The organism is Variovorax sp. E3 (assembly GCF_016082275.1).
Classification (GTDB): Bacteria; Pseudomonadota; Gammaproteobacteria; order Burkholderiales; family Burkholderiaceae_C; genus Variovorax.
Window position 1 is genome coordinate 1 of record NZ_MOWM01000104.1, and the last position, 21,084, is coordinate 21,084.

Annotated in this window: 14 protein-coding genes and 3 pseudogenes; 11 read left to right on the forward strand and 6 right to left on the reverse strand. The window is 71.1% G+C overall.

Annotated features, from left to right (window positions below; genetic code table 11):
• Positions 1 to 79: 79 nt before the first annotated feature.
• The gene (gene lolD / locus BMG07_RS27710; RefSeq protein WP_198087228.1) at positions 80 to 757 is read right to left on the reverse strand and encodes a lipoprotein-releasing ABC transporter ATP-binding protein LolD; all 678 of its coding nucleotides are present in this window, start codon (positions 755 to 757) and stop codon (positions 80 to 82) included.
• On the reverse strand, positions 750 to 2,006 hold the full coding sequence (locus tag BMG07_RS27715; RefSeq protein WP_198087229.1) for a lipoprotein-releasing ABC transporter permease subunit: 1,257 nt from the start codon (positions 2,004 to 2,006) through the stop codon (positions 750 to 752). Before BMG07_RS27715 ends, lolD begins: the two co-directional genes overlap by 8 nt.
• A gap of 55 nt (positions 2,007 to 2,061) precedes the next feature.
• Here BMG07_RS27715 and BMG07_RS27720 point away from each other — a divergent pair, with 55 nt between their 5' ends.
• Positions 2,062 to 3,024: a hypothetical protein gene (locus tag BMG07_RS27720; protein WP_198087230.1), complete on the forward strand. Its 963-nt coding sequence runs from the start codon at positions 2,062 to 2,064 to the stop codon at positions 3,022 to 3,024.
• Entirely contained in the window at positions 3,021 to 4,742 is a 1,722-nt protein-coding gene (gene recJ / locus BMG07_RS27725; RefSeq protein ID WP_198087231.1) for a single-stranded-DNA-specific exonuclease RecJ, read from the forward strand. The genes BMG07_RS27720 and recJ overlap by 4 nt, the downstream gene beginning before the upstream one ends.
• A gap of 22 nt (positions 4,743 to 4,764) precedes the next feature.
• Here recJ and BMG07_RS27730 read toward each other — a convergent pair whose 3' ends face one another.
• On the reverse strand, positions 4,765 to 5,310 hold the full coding sequence (locus tag BMG07_RS27730) for a DUF1003 domain-containing protein (protein ID WP_198087232.1): 546 nt from the start codon (positions 5,308 to 5,310) through the stop codon (positions 4,765 to 4,767).
• Between the two features lie 256 nt (positions 5,311 to 5,566).
• On the opposite strand from BMG07_RS27730, the gene BMG07_RS27735 reads away from it, so the two are divergent.
• From BMG07_RS27735 to BMG07_RS42925, 9 genes and pseudogenes are all read left to right on the forward strand, one after another.
• Positions 5,567 to 6,733, forward strand: coding sequence for a diguanylate cyclase (locus BMG07_RS27735; protein ID WP_198087233.1), 1,167 nt, complete (start codon positions 5,567 to 5,569; stop codon positions 6,731 to 6,733).
• Positions 6,734 to 6,942: 209 nt separating this feature from the next.
• On the forward strand, positions 6,943 to 7,782 hold the full coding sequence (locus BMG07_RS42905; RefSeq protein WP_269759442.1) for a WGR domain-containing protein: 840 nt from the start codon (positions 6,943 to 6,945) through the stop codon (positions 7,780 to 7,782).
• Positions 7,740 to 11,126 carry a DUF4132 domain-containing protein gene (locus BMG07_RS27740; RefSeq protein WP_307867095.1) on the forward strand — a complete coding sequence of 1,129 codons (3,387 nt, stop codon included), beginning with the start codon at positions 7,740 to 7,742 and terminating at the stop codon, positions 11,124 to 11,126. The genes BMG07_RS42905 and BMG07_RS27740 overlap by 43 nt, the downstream gene beginning before the upstream one ends.
• Positions 11,127 to 11,134: 8 nt before the next feature.
• Positions 11,135 to 12,274, forward strand: a complete 1,140-nt coding sequence (locus BMG07_RS27745) for an AAA family ATPase (protein ID WP_198087234.1) — start codon at positions 11,135 to 11,137, stop codon at positions 12,272 to 12,274.
• A gap of 10 nt (positions 12,275 to 12,284) precedes the next feature.
• Positions 12,285 to 14,725 (forward strand): annotated as a pseudogene (locus tag BMG07_RS27750) (DUF5682 family protein).
• Positions 14,722 to 15,369, forward strand: coding sequence for a hypothetical protein (locus BMG07_RS42910; RefSeq protein ID WP_269759443.1), 648 nt, complete (start codon positions 14,722 to 14,724; stop codon positions 15,367 to 15,369). Before BMG07_RS27750 ends, BMG07_RS42910 begins: the two are co-directional and overlap by 4 nt.
• Complete coding sequence (locus BMG07_RS42915; RefSeq protein ID WP_307867096.1) at positions 15,360 to 15,845, forward strand: VWA domain-containing protein; 486 nt, start codon at positions 15,360 to 15,362, stop codon at positions 15,843 to 15,845. Before BMG07_RS42910 ends, BMG07_RS42915 begins: the two co-directional genes overlap by 10 nt.
• A 211-nt stretch (positions 15,846 to 16,056) precedes the next feature.
• Complete coding sequence (locus BMG07_RS45090; RefSeq protein WP_374221328.1) at positions 16,057 to 17,853, forward strand: hypothetical protein; 1,797 nt, start codon at positions 16,057 to 16,059, stop codon at positions 17,851 to 17,853.
• On the forward strand, positions 17,841 to 17,996 hold the full coding sequence (locus BMG07_RS42925; protein ID WP_269759444.1) for a hypothetical protein: 156 nt from the start codon (positions 17,841 to 17,843) through the stop codon (positions 17,994 to 17,996). Before BMG07_RS45090 ends, BMG07_RS42925 begins: the two co-directional genes overlap by 13 nt.
• 48 nt (positions 17,997 to 18,044) lie before the next feature.
• Here the strand turns inward: BMG07_RS42925 and BMG07_RS27765 are convergent.
• The 3 genes and pseudogenes from BMG07_RS27765 to hydA form a co-directional block, all read right to left on the reverse strand.
• Positions 18,045 to 18,769 (reverse strand): annotated as a pseudogene (locus BMG07_RS27765) (GntR family transcriptional regulator).
• Between the two features lie 58 nt (positions 18,770 to 18,827).
• Positions 18,828 to 19,589, reverse strand: a complete 762-nt coding sequence (locus tag BMG07_RS27770) for an aspartate/glutamate racemase family protein (protein WP_198087235.1) — start codon at positions 19,587 to 19,589, stop codon at positions 18,828 to 18,830.
• A 21-nt stretch (positions 19,590 to 19,610) separates the two neighbouring features.
• Positions 19,611 to 21,037 (reverse strand): annotated as a pseudogene (gene hydA / locus BMG07_RS27775) (dihydropyrimidinase).
• Positions 21,038 to 21,084: the final 47 nt, after the last annotated feature.

The following is a 21,084-nucleotide window of genomic DNA, read 5'->3' on the forward strand; positions in this document are numbered from 1 at the left end:
TCGAGGCTGCGTGGCATTCGATGCCGTCGAGCCCCCACCCCTGCCCTCCCCCGGGAGGGGAGGGAGAGAGTCAAGAAGCTCAGCCGGCCAGGCGCCCCGCCACCAGCTGCAGCACCCGATCGCACCGCTTCGCCAGCTCCTGGTCATGCGTGACCATCACGAACGCCGTGCCGTGCCGGTGCGCCAGGTCGAGCATCAGCGCGAACACCGTGTCCGCCGTGCTCCGGTCCAGGTTGCCCGTGGGCTCGTCGGCCAGCACGCAGGCCGGTTGCGTCACCAGCGCGCGCGCAATCGCCACGCGCTGGCGCTCGCCGCCCGACAGCTCGGCCGGCCGGTGGTGCAGGCGCTCGCCGAGCCCCACGCTCTGCAGGATCTTCGAGGCCGACTGCGCGGCCGTCGCGGGCTCCATGCGCCGGATCTTCAGCGGCATCGCCACGTTGTCGAGCGCGCTGAATTCGGGCAGCAGGTGGTGGAACTGATAGACGAAGCCCAGGTGCTCGTTGCGCAGCCGGCCTTGCTCCGCCGCGTCGGCATGCGCGATGTCCTTGCCCAGCAGTTCGACCTTGCCGGCGGTGGGCGCGTCGAGCCCGCCCATCAGGTGCAGCAGCGTGCTCTTGCCGGAGCCCGAAGCGCCGACGATGGCCAGCGTTTCGCCGGCATGCACGTCGAGGTCGACGCCGTGCAGCACGGTCAGGTCGAGCCGGCCTTCGTGGAACCGCTTCGTGAGTCCACGGGCCTTCAATACAACGTCACTCATAGCGCAGGGCCTCGGCCGGGTTCACGCGGCTGGCGCGCCAGCTCGGATACAGGGTGGCCACGAAGGCCAGCACCAGGGAAATGATGGCGATCGGCACGATGTCGCTCTGCTGCGGGTCGCTCGGCATCTTGCTGATCAGGTAGATGTCCTTGGGCAGAAAGCTCGCGTGGAACAGCTGCTCCAGGAAGGGCACGATCACGTCGATGTTGTAGGCAATGCCCAGCCCCAGCAGCAGCCCGGCCACGGTGCCGATCACGCCCACCATCGCGCCCTGCACCACGAAGATGCCCATGATGCTGCGCGGCGAGCTGCCCAGCGTGCGCAGGATGGCGATGTCGGCGCGCTTGTCGGTCACGGTCATGACCAGCGTGGACACCAGGTTGAAGGCCGCCACCGCCACGATCAGCGTGAGGATGATGAACATCATGCGTTTCTCGACCTGCACGGCCGCGAACCAGGTCTTGTTCTGGCGCGTCCAGTCGCGGATCAGGAACTCGCCCGGCAGGCTCACGGCCAGCTGGTCGGCCACGGCGCGCGCCTCGTTCAGGTCCTTGAGCTTCAGGCGGATGCCGGTGGGCCCTTCGAGGCGGAACACCTTGGCGGCGTCCTGCTCGTGCACCATGGCCAGCGCCGAGTCGTACTCGTAGTGGCCCGAATCGAAGGTGCCGACCACGGTGAACTGCTTCAGTCGCGGCACCACGCCGGCCGGCGTGACCTGCCCGCCCGGCGCCACCAGCGTGACCTTGTCGCCCGGCTGCACGAACAGCGAGCGCGCCAGCTCGGCGCCCAGCACGATGCCGAACTCGCCCGGCACCAGCTTGTCGAAGGTGCCCTTGGCCGCGATGCCGTTGGTGTCGGTGACTTCGGGTTCGAGCTTGGGATCGATGCCGCGCACCAGCGTGCCCTTCATGTCCTCGCCGCGCGCAATGAGCGCCTGCGTGTTGATGAAGGGGGCCGCGCCGACCACCTCGGGGTTCTTGCGCGCGGCGGCCATGATCTCGTCCAGCTGCTGCAGCGCCTGCCCGTCGCGCGAGAAGATCTCCACGTGCGACACCACGCCGAGCATGCGGTCGCGCACTTCCTTCTGGAAGCCGTTCATCACACTGAGCACAATGATCAGCGCCGCCACGCCCAGCGCGATGCCGAGCATCGAGACACCGGAGATGAAGGAGATGAAGCCGTTGCGTCGCGTCGCCCGTCCTGCGCGCGTGTAGCGCCAGCCGAGCTGCAGTTCATAGGGAAGTCGCATAGGGTCGGAATTGTGGCATCCCGGATTCCCCTGAGGCTTCCCGGACAATAGGGAGATGGCCGAAACCCTCCCACGTCACCTGTTGATTCCTTTTGCCGGCCGCGGTTCCCCGGCTTGCCGCGCGGCGCTGCCCACTTTGCGGCTCCCCAATCTCGAAACCCTGCTGCTGCGCCTGACCCTGGCGGACACCGACACGCAGGACGAAAGCACGCGCTCACCGCCGCACGAACGCGCGCTCGCGCAGGCGCTGGGCGTCAGCGCCGCCGACGGCTGCATTCCCTGGGCCGCGCTCGAAGCAAGGCAACTGGGCATCGCTGCCGCGGACGACACCGAGGGCTGGGGCCTGGTCACGCTGTGCAACTGGCAGGTCGGCATCGACGACGTGGTGCTGGGCGACCCGGGCGCCATCGAGATCGACGCCGCCGAGTCGGCCGCGCTGCTCGAAGCCGCGCGCCCCTTCTTCGAGGAAGACGGCATTGCGCTGCACCCTTCGCCCGTGCCCGGCCGCTGGCTGGCGCGCGCGCGCATCTTCGACGGGCTGGCCACCGCCTCGCTCGACCGCGCCGTGGGCTACCCGATCTCGCAGTGGTCGCCGCTGGCCGACGCCGCGCGGCCGCTGCGCCGCCTGCAGAACGAAATGCAGATGCTGCTCTACACCCAGCGCGTGAACGACGACCGCGCCGCGCGCGGCGTGCCGCCGATCAACTCGTTCTGGCTCAGCGGCACCGGCGCGCTGAAGAGCGCAACGCCGCCCGCCACGGCACCTGAAGTCAGCGACACCCTGCGCATCGCCGCCCTGCGGGACGACGGCGCCGGCTGGGCCGCCGCCTGGCAGGCGCTGGACGCCGGCGCCATTGCGGACCTGCTGGGCGACTACACGCGCGGCGCCGAGGTGTCGCTCACGCTGTGCGGCGACCGCGCGGCGCAGCGCTACACCGTGCAGCAGCGCGGCCTGGCCCGTTGGGCCAAGAGCCTGTTCGATCGCAAACGCGCGGCCGACGTGCTGGAGTCGCTATGAAAATCATAGCCCGCGAGATCCCGCCCCGCACCGTCTGGGCGCTGGAACAGGCCGGTGTGCACCCCCTGCTGGCCCGCCTTTTTGCCGCGCGCGGCGTGCGCGCCAAGGACGAGCTCGACGACGGACTGGTGCGCCTGCTGTCGCCCGACACCCTGCGCGGCACGCAAGCCGCCGCCGTGCTGCTGGCCGATGCCATGGCACAGGACAAGCGCCTGTGCATCGTGGCCGACTACGACTGCGACGGCGCCACCGCCTGCGCGGTCGGCGTGCGCGGCCTGCGCCTGCTGGGTGCCAAGAACGTGCGCTACCTCGTGCCCGACCGCGTGGTCGACGGCTACGGCCTCACGCCGCCGATTGCCGAGCGCGTGGGCGACAGCGGCGCCGACATGCTGATCACCGTCGACAACGGCATCGCCAGCGTCGAAGGCGTGGCCGCCGCCAAGGCGCGCGGCCTGCAGGTGCTGGTGACCGACCACCACTTGCCCGGCCCCGAGCTGCCGGCGGCCGACGTGCTGGTCAACCCGAACCAGCCCGGCTGCGAGTTCGAGAGCAAGAGCATCGCCGGTGTCGGCGTGATGTTCTACGTGCTGCTGGCGCTGCGCTCCGAGTTGCGCAAGCGCGGCGTGTTCGACACGGCCACGCAGCCCAAGCTCGACACGCTGCTGCCGCTGGTCGCGCTCGGCACGGTGGCCGACGTGGTGAAGCTCGACGCCAACAACCGCCGCCTCGTGGCGCAGGGGCTGCGCCGCATCCGCGCGGGCGCCATGCCCGCCGGCGTGGCCGCGCTGTTCAAGGCCGCGGGCCGCAACGCGGCGGTGGCCACCACCTTCGACTTCGGCTTTGCACTGGGCCCGCGCATCAACGCGGCCGGCCGGCTGGCCGACATGACCTTGGGCATCGAATGCCTGCTGACCGACGACGCGGGCCGCGCCGAAGAACTGGCGCGCATGCTCGACGGCATCAACCGCGAGCGGCGCGACATCGAGGGCGGCATGCGCGACCAGGCGCTGCTGCTGGCCGAGTCGCTGTTCTCGGCCGACGGAGAAGGCATCGAAGCCCCGCCGGCCGCCATCAGCGTGTTCGACGCGGGCTTCCACGAAGGCGTGGTCGGCATCGTGGCCTCGCGCATCAAGGACCGCTTTCACCGCCCGACCTTCGTCTTCGCGGCGAGCGGCGCGCCGGGCAAGGAGCAGGAGCTCAAGGGCTCGGGCCGCTCGATTCCCGGCTTCCATCTGCGCGATGCGCTCGACCTCGTGGCCAAGCGCCACCCGGGCGTGCTGCTGCGCTTCGGCGGCCATGCCATGGCGGCCGGCTGCACCGTGGCGCGCGAGCACTTCGAGACCTTCGAGAAGGGCCTGGCGCAAGTGGCCGGCGAATGGCTGGCCGAGGCCGCGCTCACGCGGCAGATCGAGACCGACGGGCCGATCGAGCGCGAGTACATGCGCATCGACCTCGTCGACACGCTGCACCGCGAGGTGTGGGGCCAGGGCTTCGCGCCGCCCACCTTCAGCGAAGAAGTCGAGGTGGTGTCGCAGCGGCTGGTCGGCGAAAAGCACTTGTCGCTCAAGCTGCGGCACCAGGGCCAGCCGATCGACGCCATGTGGTTCAGCCACACCGAGCCGCTGCCGCCCAAGGTCAAGCTGGCGTTCCGGCTCGACGCGGACGAATGGCAGGGCGTGCGCCGGCTGCGCTTCCTGGTCGAAGGGGCGGAGTTCTAGGAGTCGAGCCGGGGCGCGGGCCTCAGTCGTCCCTGCCGTGGGCGGCCTCGGCCGCGACGATCTGGTGCAGCACCTTGCCGGGGTCGGTGCGCTCGGCCAGCGCCCGCACTTCCTCGTGCGAGTCGGGCGGCAGCTCCATCTTCTCGGCCATGCGCGTCACCAGGCGCAGCAGGGCCGTCATCTCGCGTTCGTTGAGCAGGTTGATCTGCAGATCAAGGTGGTGCCGGCGCTCGTTTTCCTCGGCGGACATGTTCTGGCTGATGAGGATCATGATTGCCAGCACGATCGCCTCGATCGACACCAGGAACAGCAGGAAGGTGAAGGGGTACGGGTCGATCTTCCACACCCACTGGTTGACCCCGATCCACAACGCGAAGCAGCCCAGGTTCCACCACAGGAAGGCCACCGTGCCGCAAAAGCGCGACAGGCGCGCCACCACCCGGTAAAGCAGGGGCTTGGCGCGGCGGCTTTCTTCCTCCAGGCACAAGATGGCTTCGATGTTGCGGTGCGTGAGCGCCTCGATCGACGGATGCGAGGGCTTGTGCCGTGCGGTGGCGGGGTGGGGCATGCCGTGGTTTGTGCGGCATCGGCGCGGGCCCGCGCGTAGGCAGGCGGCGTAACCCGCTGCAAGAAAAAGCGAGGGCCTGTCTGGCATGGCGGGACGCGCGTGCGGGACGCGCCCCCATCTCTATCTCCAACGGCTGCCGAACGGCCCTGTTTTTGCGCGGCGCACCGGGGCCGCACGGGGCTTCGGCGCTACGATCCGGGCGAATGCTTTTTCGCGCCCTTCCCTTCTTCTTCAAGCCCGCCACCGGCCGCCGCGCATGTTCGACGGCGTGAGCTATGGCCTGCTGGGCGGTCTCATGGCCTGCGGCCTCGTGCTGCTGCTGGTGTTCGGCACGCTGATCCATGCGCACTTCGTGCTGGCCTGCGGCTTCGCGCTGCTCGCGTTCGCGGGGCTCAACAGCCTCGCGCCCGCTGATCCGCTCGCGCATTGGGCGGCGGGCGCGCTCGGGCTCTGGGCCGTCTTCCGGCTGCAGTTCGCGCGGCTGCTGCTGCGGATGCGGCATTTCGCGCCGCGGCTGGACCGGGTCGCGCAGGCGGTCGGCATCGCGCTCGGGCTGACGGTGCTGTACGCCGCCTTCGAAACCCAGCTGGCATGGACGCTGCGCGCCGTGCAGGCGCTGGTGGTGGCCGCCACCGTGGTGCTCGCGGCGGGCGCGCTCATTGCGCTGCGCGGCCTGCGCTGGCCCGCGCTGCTGTTCTGCGGCGGCGCCCTGCTGCTGCTGGCCGGCATCTCGGCCACCCACTTGTCGGTCTGGAGCGAGGCCGGCTGGTCGCCCGGCCAGCTGAACATGGCCCAGGCCGCCGTGATCGCCGAACTGGCCCTGCTCGCCACGGCCGTGGGCGCGCGGCTGCGCCATGTGCTGAATTCCGAAAAGGCGCTGGAGGCACGCACCCACGCGCTGATGGGCGCCATGGGCACCGACGCGCTCACCGGCGCCACCAGCCGCGCCGGCTTCGAAAGCCGCTGCGAGGAATGGCTGCGCGAGGGCCGTCCGTTCTCACTGATGCTGGTCGACCTGAACGGCTTCAGCCGCGTGAACGATCGGCACGGCCGCGCGGGCGGCGACGCGGTGCTCGCGGCCATTGCGCAGCGCCTGCGCCAGCAGGTGCGCGCCGACGACATGGTGGCGCGCCTGGGCGGCGACGAGTTCGCGCTGCTGCTGGCCGGCAGCCCGGCGCGCCAGAAGCTCGCGGAAATGGCGATCCGCATCGAGACGGCGGGCGCCACGCCGGTCGCCTTCGAAGGCCGGCTGCTCGCGGGCGGCGAGCTGAGCATGGGCATTGCCTGCCACCCCGCCGACGGCGACACGCTGCCCAGCCTGATGGCCTCGGCGGGCGAAGCGCTGCAGCATTGCCAGCGCCAGCGCATGGGCCCTTCCTATGCGTTCGCGGGCGAGCGCACGGGCCACGCGGCACACGGCTGAGCGCCTTCGGCCCGTCGTTCTGCATACCTTCTTCATACCTTCTTCTTAGCTGCCGACACTCGGCGCAGCGGGCATGATTCAGGCCTGCGATTTCGTGCGCGCGGCCTTGCGCCGCCGCGCCCTTCGCACCCCATTCATTCGCTGACAACAGATCGCGAAACGCCAGCGCCCGCGGGCGCGTCATCGATTCACAGGAGGACGTTTTTTCCATGCGCCGTTTTGAACTGATTGAAGGAACCGCCAGCAAATTCTGGGAAGTGGAGCAGGCGGACACCGACCTGAACATCCGCTGGGGCCGCATCGGCACCGCGGGCCAGAGCCAGACCAAGTCCTTCGCCGACGCCGCCAAGGCCGGCGCCGCGCTGACCAAGCTGGTGGCCGAGAAAACCGGCAAGGGCTATGGCGAAGTAGGCGTGGCGGCGGGCGCTGCCATCGGCACGACCGAGGCGAAGCCCAAGGCCGAGCCCCAACCCGCGGCCAGCCCCGCGAAGCCCGCCGCGCCCAAAGCGGCCGAGGCCGATGCATCTGCGCCGGCGGCAACGCCCGCGCCCGCGGAAACAGCAGCGCCCGCCGAGAGCATCGACAGCCAGGCCGAGCGCGTGTTCGAAGGCGTGCGCGCCAAGATCGAGTCGGGCGAGCTCACCTTCAAGGACACCCTCTCGGCCGGCACGCTCAAGCGCCAGTACGGCGTGAGCGAGCAAGGCGCGGCGCTGGCGTTCAAGCAGCTCCGGAACGACGGCCTGCTGTACGGCTGGGGCACCAGCTGCACGCCCGCGACGGGCGCGCAGGCCATCGCCAAGGAACTCGGCGCAACGCCGCGCGCGCCTTCGGCCTTGGCCGCCGATGCCGATGCCGCGCCGCGAGCGGCGCCTTCCGCCGACGCCGACACCCCGCCCTGGCTGGCCGCCGGCACGCCCGTGCGGCTGTCGCCCGACATGCTGCGCGACGCCTTCCCCTCGCGCCGCTTTCCGCCCAAGCCCCTGGCCGACACCAGCGTGGCCGCGACGTGCTGGTGGTGCGCCGCAACCTCGCCCTGCACGTCGACATGACCGCCACCGACGCGGCCCTGCGGCCCGCCGTGCAGCGCATGCTCGACCGCGCCACGCCGGCCGCGCCGGCGGCCGACGCCGAGGCCGATGCCGTGCTGCTCGCCTTCGCGCTGAGCACCGGCCGCCACTACAACGAGAGCGAGATAGGCGCGCCCATCGCGCACTACCTCGTGGCGCAATACGGGCTGCCCGGCGCCGTCGACGTCCTGCTGGCCGCCCAGCAGATCCAGGTCAACACCGACTACGACCGGGCCTCGAGCACGCGCCGCAGCAGCTACAGCACCACCGTCACCCGCGAGATGGGCAACGACTACTACGGCCCGCTCGGCGACGGCGAACAAGCGCTGTGCGCGCACCTGGCGCTGGCGCCGGCCGAGGTCTGGCAGGCCTGCCGCGACAAGATCGAGGCCGCCCTGCCCCAGCTGCACCCGAGCCGCCAGCCCACGCTGGCCCTGATGCTGCCCGACGCGCCCGACATCTCGAACGCCATCGCGCTCTCGCTCGGCGCCGACAAGAACCCGCCCGACGCGATGCACTGGCTGCTGCTGACGGCCACCGACCCCGACGCCATCGCGCTGGCCGCCAAGGTGCGCCTGAACTATTCGAGCGGCTTCTGGGACAACGGCGCGATGACGAGCACGCTGGTGCGCGAACGCGGCCTGGACGCCGTGCCCGTGCTCGAGCGCGGCGCGGCGCTGGACAAGGCCGGCGACGCGCTGGCCTGCATCGGCACGCCCGAAGCGGTGCAGGCGCTGGCCCGCGTGGCCGGCAACTCGAAGGGCGCGCTGGCACGGCTGGCGCTGTCGGTCGACCGCTGGCCGCTCGCGGCCATTGCCGCGCTGTCGCGCATGGTCGCGGCGGGCGGCAAGGACGCGAACCTGGTCACGCCCAGCCTCACGCGCCTGCTGCGCGCGCACGGCGCGGCGCTGCCCGCGCTGCGGCCCTGGCTCGATGCCTCCGCGCAGGCCGCGATCGACCGGCAGCTCGCGCTGCTCTCGGGCCCCGCCGAAGTGGCCGACGCGGGCGAGCTGCCCGGCGTGCTGGCGGCGCCGCCGTGGCTTGCCAAGGTGCAGAAGAAGGCGGCCGGCGCGCTGGTGCTGGAGCCGCTTGCGCTGGCCGCCGTGGAGCAGTGGGACGAAGGCGAGCGCGAGAAGCAACTGCGCCTGAACTCGTGGGAAGTGAAGCGCCATGCCTCGGCACGCCAGAGCCTGCCGGTGCTGCTCGAGGAACTGGGCTTCGACAAGAAGAAGCAGAAGGAGCACGGCGAACTCGGCAAGGCCGCCGAAGCGGCCGTGCGCGACGGCGACGCCGAAGCGCTGATCGCCCACTGGCGCGCCATGGTGGTCGAGCGCAAGAAGGAGCGCTACAACTGGTTCCGCTTCTCCTCGAGCTTCGTGACGCTGCTGCCGGCCGCCGTCGGCGTGCCGTTCTGGAACGCGATCGCCAGCGAGGCGGAGAGCGACGACATCGGCATGGTGCTCGCCACGCACGGCCTGGCCGTGATGCCGGGCCTGAGCGCGATGGTGCGCTCCAAGCCTTCCGAGAACCTGTCGTACGCGCTCAACTACGGCACGCCCGAGCTGGCCATGCCGGCGGCGCGCGCCTTCACCAAGCTCAAGACCCTGCGCGCCACCGGCCGCGAATGGCTGCTGAAGTACCCCGAGCACAGCGCCTGCGGCCTGATTGCGCCGGCGCTCGGCAAGGCCGGCGAGGCACGCGACTGCGCGGGCTCGGCGCTGCGCCTCTTGCAAGCCAACGGCCATGAAGCGCTGCTGCTCGACGTGGCCGGCCGCTACGGCCAACCCGAAGTGATGGAAGCGCTGCGCGCCGTGCTCGACGAAAGCCCGCTCGACCGCTTCCCCACCAAGCGCGCCAAGCTGCCCGAGTTCTGGCAGCCGCGCGGCTGGCGCCGGCCCGTGCTGCACAACGGCAAGGCCCTGCCCGACGACGCGCTCGACCACCTCGGCCAGATGCTGACCTTTCCGACCAACGAGGGCGTCTACGGCGGCATCCCGCTGGTCAAGGAAGCCTGCGACCCCGCCTCGCTGGCCGAGTTCGCGTGGGACGCCTTCACCGCCTGGCTCGAAGCCGCCGGCCCGAGCAAGGAAGGCTGGGCGCTCACCGCGCTGGGCCTGTTCGGCAACGACGACACCGCGCGCAAGCTCACGCCCTTCATTCGCGCCTGGCCCGGCGAGGCGGCGCACGCGCGCGCCGTGACCGGGCTCGACGTGCTGGCCACCATCGGCAGCGACGTCGCGCTGATGCTGCTCAACGGCATTGCGCAGAAGGTCAAGTTCAAGGGCCTGCAGGACAAGGCGCGCGAGAAGATCGACGCCATCGCCGAGGCGCGCGGCCTGAGCACCGAAGAGCTCGAGGACCGGCTCGCGCCCGACCTGGGCCTGGACGAGCAAGGCACCATGCGGCTGGACTTCGGCCCGCGCGCCTTCAAGGTCGGCTTCGACGAATCGCTCAAGCCCTACGTGCGCGAGAGCACCGGCGGCGTGGACGGCGCGCGCCTGCCCGACCTGCCCAAGCCCAAGAAGACCGACGACGACGCGCTGAGCAAGGACGCGGTCGAGCGCTTCAAGCTGCTCAAGAAAGACGCCCGCACCATCGCGGGCCAGCAGCTGCTGCGGCTCGAGGTGGCGATGTGCGCGCGCCGCCGCTGGACGCCCGAGGTGTTCCGCATGTTCCTGGTGGAGCATCCGCTGGTGCGCCACATCGTGCAGCGGCTGATCTGGGGCGTGTACGAGGTCGAGGGCGGCGGCAGCTACGGCGGCACGCTGAAGGCCTGCTTCCGCGTGGCGGAAGACGGCGGCTACACCACGGCGGAAGACGATGCGTTCGAGCTGCCCGAGGGCGAGAACATCCGCATCGGCGTGCCGCATGCGCTGGACCTGTCGGCCGCCGACGCCGCAGCCTTCGGCCAGGTGTTCGCCGACTACGAACTGCTGCAGCCCTTCGCGCAGATCGGCCGCGACATCTACACGCTGACCGACGAAGAAAAGAAGAGCCTGAAGCTGGAGCGCTGGAAGGACGTGAAGGTGCCCACGGGCCGCGTGCTCGGGCTGGCCAACAAGGGCTGGCGGCGCGGCCAGGCGCAGGACGCCGGGTGCATCTGGTATTTCAGCAAGCCGCTGGGCGTGAACCGCGTGATCGAGCTGAGCCTGGACCCCGGCATCATCGTGGGCATGGTGGACGAGTACCCCGAGCAGACGCTGGGCCAGGTGCAGGTCGGCAAGCCCTCGGGCTGGGGCGACATGCAGGCGGCCGAAGCGCTGCATCTGCTCGACCCGATTTCCGCCAGCGAACTCATCCGCGACATGGAAGGCCTGCGGGCCTGATCGAACCAATGGCCACTGCCGACAAAACTTCCAAGAACGCCTCGCCCGCCGCCGCGCTGCAACGCCCGCCGGCCGAGATTCAATACGCCGCGCAGCTCGCGCGGCTGCAGGCGCAAGACAAGGACCCGCGCCCCCCGGGCTGGGCGCTGGGCCTGAAGGCCGCGCGCTCTTTCATCCTGGGCGACGCGGCGCTGGACATCGCGCCCAAGATCGTCGCGCCGGTGGCGAGCATCGAACGCATGCTCGTCACCCTGGCCACCGGCCGCGGGCTGATGCTGGTGGGCGAGCCGGGCACGGCGAAGTCGATGCTGTCGGAGCTGCTGGCCACGGCCATCTCGGGCATCTCGACGCTCACCATCCAGGGCGGCGCGTCGATCACCGAAGACCAGATCAAGTACGGCTGGAACTACGCGCTGCTCATCAACGAAGGGCCGAGCCCGCGCGCGATGGTGCCGGCGCCGCTGTACCTGGGCATGCAGCAGGGCCAGGTGGTGCGCTTCGAGGAAATCACGCGCGCGCCGCTCGAGGTGCAGGACTGCCTGCTCGGCATGCTGTCGGACCGCGTGATGGCGGTGCCCGAGCTGTCGGGCGAGCACGGCATGCTCTATGCGCGCGAGGGCTTCAACATCATCGCCACGGCCAACACGCGCGACCGCGGCGTGAACGAAATGAGCGCGGCGCTCAAGCGGCGCTTCGACTTCGAGACCGTGTTCCCCATTCTCGACTTCGACCGCGAACTGGCGCTGGTGCAGGAGTCGTCGGCGCGGCTGCTCGCGCAAAGCGGCATTCCGAAGACGCTGCCCGAGCCGGTGCTGGAGCTGCTGGTGTCGACCTTCCGCGACCTGCGCGGCGCACCCGCGAAGGGCGACAAGGGCAACGGCGGCGGCGATGCGGCCATGGACCGGCTCACCGCCGTGATGTCCACCGCCGAGGCCGTGAACGTGGCGCACGCGGTAGGCGTGCGCGCGTGGTTCCTGGAGCAGCGCGAAGGCTCGCCGGCCGACCTGGTCGACTGCATCGCGGGCACCGTGGTGAAGGACAACGCCGACGACCGCGCCAAGCTGCGCCGCTACTTCGAGCAGAAGGCCGCCAAGCGCACCGGCGCGCACTGGCGCGCGTACTACGAAGCGCGCCACCGCCTGCCCTGACCGCGCGCCGATGCAAGCACCACAGCCTCACATCGTCGGTGTGCGCCACCACAGCCCGGCCTGCGCGCGGCTGGTGGCCGAGCGCATCCGCGCGCTGCGCCCGGCGCACGTGCTGATCGAAGGGCCGGCCGATTTCAACGAACGGCTCGACGAGCTGTACCTGCCGCACCGGTTGCCGGTGGCGATCTACAGCTATCTTTCCGGCGACGACACGCACCGCGGTTCGTGGTCGCCCTTTGCCGAACATTCGCCCGAGTGGCAGGCGCTGACGGTGGCGCGCGAAGTCGGCGCGCAGGTGCGCTTCATCGACCTGCCGGCGTGGCACGACGCGTTCTCGCGCATGGAGAACCGTTATGCGACGTGGCCGACGCGCAGCACGAGGAGCGCGCCGAAGCCTACGAGCGCGCGCTGACCGAGAAGCTGTCGGTGCAAGGCCGCGACGCGCTGTGGGACCACCTGTTCGAAGACGGCTGCGACGCGGCCGAACTCGCACGGCGCCTGTCGACCTACTTCGATCACCTGCGCGGCGAAGACCCCGGCTCGCAGGGCAACCAGGCACGCGAGCAGATGATGGCGCGCTGGATCGCCTGGGCGATGGCGCAGCCGGCAACAGCAGGCCGTGCGCAGGCGCTGGTGGTGTGCGGCGGCTACCACGCACCCGCGCTCGCGCGGCTGTGGCAGGGCATGCCAAGCGAGCTGCCCGCCACGCCGGAGCCGTCGATCGAAAGCGGCGACGAAGACGAGCCGGCGCCATTGCGTTTCGGCTCCTACCTCGTGCCCTACACCTTCAAGCGCCTCGACGCGTTCGCGGGCTATGCCTCGGGGATGCCCTCCCCGGCCTATTACCAATGGGTGTGGGAACACGGCGCCGAGGGTGCGGCGCACCGCGCGCTGCAGCACGTGATGCAGCGGCTGCGCGACAAGCAGCTGCCCGCCTCCACCGCCGACCTGATGGCCGTGCACCTGCGCGCGCAAGGCCTTGCACGCTTGCGCGGCCACGAAGAGCCGCTACGCTCCGACTGGCTCGACGCGCTGGCCGGCGCGCTCGTGAAAGACGCGCTCGACGCGCCGCTGCCCTGGACCTACCGCGGCACCATCCGCCCCGGCACCGACCCCGTGCTGGTGCAGGCGATGGACGTGCTGGCCGGCGACACCGTCGGCAGCCTCGCGCCGGGCACGCCGCAGCCGCCGCTGGTGGCCGCCGTGCAGGCCGAGCTTGCGGCGCACGGCATCGCGCTGCGCGGCACGCTCAAGCTCGACCTTCTGCAGCCGGCCGACCGCGCGAAGAGCCGCGTGCTGCACCGCCTGTCGATCCTGCGCTTGCCCGGCGTGCGCCGCACGCAGGGGCCGAAGCTCGCAATGTCGGGCGAGCGCAACGAGAGCTGGTCGCTCGCCGAACCGCTCGAACAACAAGCCGCGCTGATCGAGGCCGGCGCCTGGGGCGCGAGCCTGCACGACGCGGCGCGCGCCCGCCTCGAAGACGATCTGCGGCAGGCGAACGGCCGCATCGGCCCGCTGGCCGACGGACTCAACCAGGCCGCATGGGCGGGCCTGCCAGCGCTCAGCGACGCATTGCTGCGCGAGCTGCAGGGCGCCATCGCCAACGAGCCGCGCTTCGAGGCGCTGGCCCCGGCGCTGGCGGTGCTGCACACGCTGCTGCGCCACGGCCAGATGCTGGGCATGGCCGACGCGCCGGTGCTGCGCGTGGTGATCGGCTCGGGCTTCGACCGCGCGCTGTGGCTGCTGGAGCCGCCCGCCGCCGTTGCACCGGCCGACATGCAGTCGCACCTCGAAGGCCACCTGGCGCTGCGGCAGATCGTGGCCGACGTGCTGGCGCATGCGTCGGATGCCGCCAGCGGCGCGCCCGCGCTGCTCGACATTGAACCGGCCCGCGCACTCGCGGTATGGCAGCGCAAGGCCGCCGACCCCGGTGCCGCTCCCGTGAGCCGTGGCGCCGCGCTGGGCGCAACGCTGAGCCTTGCGGGGCGCATCGACCATGCGCAGCACGCCGACGACGGCGTGGCCGAAGCGATGGCCCTGCTGCATTCGCTCCCCGCTCCCGTGCTGGGCGACGCGCTCACGGGCCTGCTCGCCCTGGCGCGTGAAGTGCTGGCGTCGGAGCCCGCCTTCGTCGCCGGCATGGACCGCACGGTGCAGGCGCTGGACAACGCCGACTTCGTGCGCGCCATGCCGAGCCTGCGCGCCGCCTTCGCATGGCTGCCGCCGCGCGAGCGCGGTCTGCTGGCCGACCAGGTGCTGACGCTGCACGACGCCACGCACCTGTCGCGCCGCGCGCTCACGGCCCACCACGCCGGCGACGCCGCGCCCGAGCAACTGGCCGAGGCGCGCCGCGTGGAAGACGCCGTGCTCGCGCGCCTTGCCGCATGGGGCGTGGCACTCGACGACACCCGCGACCACCCCCTCGACGACGACGGAAGCGCCCTTTCATGAGCCTCGACATTCCCGATCCGCTGCAACGCTGGCGCCTGCTGCTCGGCGACCCGGCCGAAGCGGCCTGCGGCGGCCTGAGCGCCGAGGCCCAGGCCGCCGACGCCGCGCTCGACTGGCTCTACGGCCGCGACCGCGAAAGCGACGGCCGCGGCGAGCGCAGCGCGGGCCTGGGCCCTTCGGGGCTCAGCACGCCCGACTGGATCAACGCCATCCACACGCTCTTTCCGAAGGAAGTGATCGAGCGGCTGGAGCAAGACGCGGTCGAGCGCTACGGCATCGACGAGGTGGTGACCAACCTCGAGGTGCTGGAGCGCATCGAGCCCTCCGAGTCGCTGCTGCGCGCGGTGCTGCACACCAAGCACCTGATGAACCCGCAGGTGCTGGCGGCCGCGCGCAAGCTGGTGGCCGAGGTGGTGCGGCGCATCATGGAAAAGCTCGCGACCGAGGTGCGCCAGGCCTTCAGCGGCAGCCGCGACCGGCGCCGCCGCTCGCTCATGAAGGTGGCGCGCAACTTCGACTTCAAGCAGACGCTGGCGGCCAACCTGCACCGCTGGGACCCGGCGCGCCGCAAGCTGTATGTGGAGCGGCCGGTGTTCATCAGCCGCACCAAGCGGCACACCGAGCGTGGGACATCGTGCTCTTGATCGACCAGAGCGGCTCGATGGTCGACTCGGTGATCCACAGCGCCGTGATGGCCGCCTGCCTGTGGCAATTGCCCGGCATGCGCACGCGGCTGGTGGCTTTCGACACGGCGGTGGTCGACCTCACGGACGACGTGTCCGACCCGGTCGAGCTGCTGATGAAGGTGCAACTGGGCGGCGGCACCGACATCGCGAAGGCGGTGGCGTATGCGCAGTCGCTGATCGCCAATCCGCGCAAGAGCATCGTCGTGCTGGTCAGCGACTTCTATGAAGGCGGCAGCGAGCACGAGCTGGTGCGGCGCGTGAAGGCACTGGTCGAGTCCGGCGCCAAGGTGCTGGGGCTGGCCGCGCTCGACTCGAAGGCCGAGCCCGCGTTCGACCGCGCGATGGCCGCGCGGCTGGTGCGCGAAGGCGCACAGGTCGGCGCGATGACGCCGGGCCAGCTCGCGGGCTGGCTGGCCGAGAAGGTGCAGGCATGAACGGCAATGCATGGCGCGCCGACCTGCTCGAGCTGACGCCCGAGGCACTGACGGCGCTGGCCAACGCGGGCTTCGTCAAGCGCGCGCAGAAGGACGTGGCGGCCGGTGTGCTGCCGACGCTGGAGAGCGGCGCGGACGGCACGGTGACGGCCAGCTTCGACGACGGCGTGCGCACCAGCCTGCCGCCGGGGCGCACGCTGCGCGACGCGCAGTGCACTTGCCCCGCGAGCGGCATGTGCCGACATCGGGTGATGCTGGTGCTGGCCTACCAGGCACGGGCGCATCGTCATCGGCCGATGCCGATGCCGACGCGGGCGCCGAAGCGGAAGTCGCAGCACCCGCGCAGCCGTCCGACGGCGCATGGAGCCCGGCGCAATTCGACGATGCCGCCCTGGCCGCCAGCCTCGCGCCCTCCGTGCTCGAACAGGCGAACAAGCTCGCCGCCGCGCGACCCGTGGTCGGCGTGCTGGCATGGCGCAGCGCCAACGCGCCGCCGGTCGCACGGCTGCCGATGTGCAGCGTGCGTTTCTTCTCGCGCAGCTCGCTGGTCCATGCGCGCTGCGACTGCAAGCAGGGCAGCGGCTGCGCGCACGTGGCCATCGCGGTCTGGGCCTTTCGCCAGGCCCGGCCGCAGGCGCCGGGCTCGGCCGAAGTGATGGTCGAGGTGCGCTCGCCTTCCTCGGCCGGCGCCGATGCGGCGGACGACCTGCCGCAACCGATGCAGAGCGACGCTGCGCGTGCGCTGTGCGCGGACATCGACGCCCTGCTGCTGTCGCTCTGGCTCGACGGATCGAGCCAGCCGCTGATGGCGCTGGCGGCCCGCTACGAGGCCGTGCGCGACCAAGCGCGCGCGCTGGGTTGGAACTGGGTCGACGATGCGCTCGACGAGCTGTGGCAGCTGCTGCAGGCGCAACAGGCGCGCAGCACACGCTTCGAGCCGCTGCGGCTGGTGCGCGTGCTGGCCGAGCTGTGGGCGCGGCTGCAGGCGGCGGCGCACGCCGGGCGCCCGCGAGCCAGGCCCGCGCTGCCGGCCAGCCAGATCCTGGGCATCGGCGTGAAGGGCGAGGTCGCGCTCGACCACCTGCGGCTGGTGTCGCTGGGCGCCGAGCTCTGGTCCGACGAGACGGCCGAGGGCGCGAGCATTCTCTTTGCCGACCCCGACACGCAGAACGTGACCGTGCTGGAACGCCAGTGGTCGCGCGAGGCCGACGCGGCGGCGGGCGGCGCGGCGCCCAACCTGCTGAACCGGCGCGTCGCGGGCTTTCCGCTGCGGCAGCTGGCAAGCGGGCAAGTCATCACCAAGACCGCGACACGGCGCGCCAACGGGCTGGTCGACATCACGGCGGGGGCGCGGCAGACGGGCGTGCTGCCGCTGTCGCCGAAGTCGTGGGACGACCTGGTCTCGCCGCTGCGGCAGGGCAGCGTGGCGGGGCTGGTGGCGCACCTGCAAGAAGCGCAGCCTGATTTCGTGCGGCCGCGGCAGGCCGCGAGCGGGGCCGCGGGGCAACTGCATGTGGTGGCGTTCGAGCGCATGGCGGTGGTGTCGAGCCACTGGGATGCGGCGGCGCAGGTGCTGCATGCGCGGCTGGGGCAAGAAACGCCGCAGGACGAAGCTTCTGAAGACGAAGCGGCGGCGAACGGCGATCAGGCGCAACTGCACCTGGCGCTGCCGCACCGTGGGGTGTCACCGGGCGCGGTCGATGCGCTGGCGCGCACGCTCGCCGGCGAGTACGGCGCGCTGCGCGCCGTGGCAGGCATGGTGCACCTGCGGGGCGGGCGCGCGGTGATGCAGCCGCTGAGCGTGCTCACGGCGCAACGCGCGGTGGTGCTGCAGGCCGAGGCCGTGGTGCCGCATCCGCTGGGCCTGGAGAGCGACACCGAGACGTGCCCGCGCTCCATGCCCTGGCCGGCGACACGCTCGAGCTGCTCGCGCTGTGGCTGCGGCAGGGGCTGCGGCATCAGGGCGGCGGCGGGTTGGCGCGGGCGCAGGCGCAGGTGCTGCGGCTGAAGCAGGCGGGGTTGGGCCGGGGCGCCAGGCTGCTGGGCGGCGTGCTGGAGAACATGCGCGCCGCGCAGCGGCCGGCGCTGGTGGCGCAGCTGGCGATGCTGGGGCTGTTGATGCAGGGCGTGGCGCAGTCGGCATCGGCATGAAAGACCGCTGGACCGGGAACGACCCGCCCCGGCCTCTTTGCTACCGCCTCAGCTGAACACGCTTTCGAGATCGACTTCTTCAGCGCTGTCGTCCAGCTTCAGGCTCTGCTCGATGTGGTCGAGGTGATGCAGCATCAGCTTCTCGGCGCGCTGGGCGTCGCGACGTGAACCGCTGCGACGATTTCCTCGTGCTCGTCGGCGCGGCAGCTGGTGGCGGTGGGTGCGTCGTACAGCGAGATGATCAGGCAGGTCAGCACCGACAGCTCGCGCATCGAGCGCGCCAGCGCCGAGTTGCCGGCCAGCTCGGCCAGCAGCACATGAAACTCGCCCGACAGCCGCACGATGGCGCGCTTGTCGTCGCGGCGCCGTGCGTCGGCCTCGAGTTCGATGTGGCGTTGCAGGCGCTGCTTCTTGGCGTCGTCGAGCGTGCGGATGAGGCGGCGCAGCACCCCGGGTTCGATGAGGCGGCGAGCCTCGAACACGTCCTGGGCCTGCTCGATGGTGGGCTTGGCGACGAAGGCGCCGCGTTGCGGCACCAGCTCGACGATCTGTTCGTGCGCCAGCCGGGCCAGCACCTCGCGCACCTTGGCACGGCTGGTCGCGAAGATCGTGGCCAGCCGGTCTTCACCCAGCTTCGTGCCCGGCGCGAGACGATGTTCCAGGATGGCCGCCGAGATTTTCTCGACGATCTCGTCGACGCTGTGTTCGCGGGCGTTGGTGGCACCGGTCGCGCCGGTTGCGCTGGTCTTGCGGGCTGGGGCTTTGGTGGGCATCGACGCCGATTCTATCGGTGCCCCCTCCAGGCTGCAGAGCGCCACGGGGCCCACCGCCTCAACCGGGAGCGCGTGCGCCGCCGCGCGCCAGGAGCAGCGCCAGCGGCTCGGGCAGCCCCTGGTTCGGCTTGATCGGCGGCGGTGCGAAGCTGCCCAGGCGTGCCGGCGCCGGCGCCAGTGACACGAGCGTCTGCGCATGGCACACGGCGCTCGAGACGCCGTCGACCACCGGCACCGGAATGCGGTCCTTGATCGAGCGCGCCAGGCCGGCCAGCGGCGCGCCGGCAATGATGATCACGTCCGCGCCGTCGTCTTCGATGGCCGACATGCACAGGGCCTCCAGCCGCTGGCCGTGGTCGTCCTGCACGTGGCCGATGTCCTTGAGCGGGCCGTCGAGGCTGCGAATGCTGGCGAGCCGGTCGACGAGGCCGTTGGCCTGCACGCATTCGCGGTACCAGGCCGTGATGCGGCGCGAGATCGCGACGATCGAGAAGCGCTTGCCCAGCAGGCACGCGCTCATCAATGCCGCCTCGGTGAGGCCGACCACGGGAATGTCGAGCACCTCGCGCAGGCCGTCGATGCCGGGGTCGCCGAAGGCCGCGACCACGATGGCGTCATGCCGCATGTGGTGCTCCGCCGCCAGCGTGGCGGCGGCATACGCACCGATCAGCGATTCGAAACGGGTCTCGATGTAGGCCACGCCGAAGGGCGCCGTGAGCACCTCGATGCGCGTGTCGCTCGCGGCCGCGCGCCGGGCTTCGGCCGCGATCAGGTCGGAGACGCTTTGCGAGGTGTTGGGGTTGATGAGCAGCAGGTTCATGGCGATGTCTCCAGGCAAGTCTCAGGCCGGTCGGCGACGCGGCAGCAAGGTGGGCTCGCCCCGGCGCAGGAATTCTCCGCGTCCGGCGCGCGGATGGAAACGCTCGCCGTCCCACACGACTTCGCCGCGTGCCAGCGTCAACGCCGGCCAGGCTTTCACCTCGATGCCCTCGTAGGGCGTGTAGTCGACGTCGTGGTGCAGGTCGGCGTTGCGGATGGCGCGCGGCGTGGTGCCCCAGACCACGAGGTCGGCATCGGCGCCGACCGCGATCGTGCCCTTGCGCGGATGCAGTCCGTAGGCCTTGGCGGGGTTGGTGGACGTCAGCTCGACGAATTTGTTGATGGTGATGCGCCCGTCGAGCACGCCGTGCGAGAACAGCAGCGGCAGCCGCGTCTCGATGCCGGGAATGCCGTTCGGGATGTGGCGGAACGCCACCTCTTCGCCGCCGGGCTTCTTGCCCTCGGGCGCGTCGTAGCGAAACGGCGCATGGTCCGACGAGAAGATCGTGAACAGCCCGTCGGACAGCCCGTTCCAGATCACCTGCTGGTTCTCGCGGTTGCGCGGCGGCGGGCTGCAGACGCAGCGCGCGCCTGGTAGCTGTCGTCGATACCCAGGTCTTCAGCGGTCAGGAACAGGTATTGCGGGCAGGTTTCGGCGAACACGCTCAGGCCGTGCGCGCGCGCCCAGCGGATCTGCTCGACGGCTTCGCGCCCGGACACGTGCACGATCATGATCGGCACGTCGACCAGCTCCGACAGCGCGATCGCGCGGTGCGTCGCCTCGCGCTCGACCAGCATCGGCCGCGAGTGCGCATGAAAGCGCGGCGCGGTGCGCCCGCTGGCTTCGAGCCGCTTGGTCAACCACTCGATGCAGTCGGCGTTCTCGGCGTGGATCATCGCCATGGCGCCCTGCTCCCTGGCCACCGACAGCACGTCGAGGATCTGGCCGTCGTCCAGCTTCAGATCGTCGTAGGTCATGTAGATCTTGAACGAGGTGTAGCCCTCGGCGATCAACTGCGGCAGCTCGTGCTTGAGCACCTCCTCGGTCGGGTCGCTGACGATCAGGTGAAAGGCGTGGTCGACGTGGGCGCGGCCTTCGGCGCGCTGGTGGTAGTCCCGCACGGCGGCGCGCAGCGACTGGCCCTTCTGCTGCGCGGCAAACGGGATCACCGTGGTCGTGCCGCCGCAAGCCGCGGCGCGGGTGCCGGTGTCGAAGTCGTCGGCCATGCACACGGGCGGCTCCATCGGCTGGTCGAGGTGGCAGTGGGCATCGACACCGCCCGGCGTCACGTAGCGGCCGGCGGCGTCGACCTCCTGCCGGCCGGGCGGCAGGCCGAGGCCCAGCTGCACGATGCGGCCGCCAGCGATGCCGATGTCCGAATCGAAGGTGTCGCTGGCGGTGGCAACGCGGGCGTTGCGCACCACGAGATCGAGGTCACGGAAGGTCATGGTCTTTCTTTGCTTTTCTGTCTGTGTCGGATGGTCGCCGGCGAACG

Coding starts and splice junctions, on each gene's coding strand:
- lolD (WP_198087228.1), bottom strand. CDS start 757: ATGAGTGACGTTGTATTGAAGGCCCGTGGACTCACGAAGCGGTTCCAC.
- BMG07_RS27715 (WP_198087229.1), bottom strand. CDS start 2,006: ATGCGACTTCCCTATGAACTGCAGCTCGGCTGGCGCTACACGCGCGCA.
- BMG07_RS27720 (WP_198087230.1), top strand. CDS start 2,062: ATGGCCGAAACCCTCCCACGTCACCTGTTGATTCCTTTTGCCGGCCGC.
- recJ (WP_198087231.1), top strand. CDS start 3,021: ATGAAAATCATAGCCCGCGAGATCCCGCCCCGCACCGTCTGGGCGCTG.
- BMG07_RS27730 (WP_198087232.1), bottom strand. CDS start 5,310: ATGCCCCACCCCGCCACCGCACGGCACAAGCCCTCGCATCCGTCGATC.
- BMG07_RS27735 (WP_198087233.1), top strand. CDS start 5,567: ATGTTCGACGGCGTGAGCTATGGCCTGCTGGGCGGTCTCATGGCCTGC.
- BMG07_RS42905 (WP_269759442.1), top strand. CDS start 6,943: ATGCGCCGTTTTGAACTGATTGAAGGAACCGCCAGCAAATTCTGGGAA.
- BMG07_RS27745 (WP_198087234.1), top strand. CDS start 11,135: ATGGCCACTGCCGACAAAACTTCCAAGAACGCCTCGCCCGCCGCCGCG.
- BMG07_RS42910 (WP_269759443.1), top strand. CDS start 14,722: ATGAGCCTCGACATTCCCGATCCGCTGCAACGCTGGCGCCTGCTGCTC.
- BMG07_RS27770 (WP_198087235.1), bottom strand. CDS start 19,589: ATGAACCTGCTGCTCATCAACCCCAACACCTCGCAAAGCGTCTCCGAC.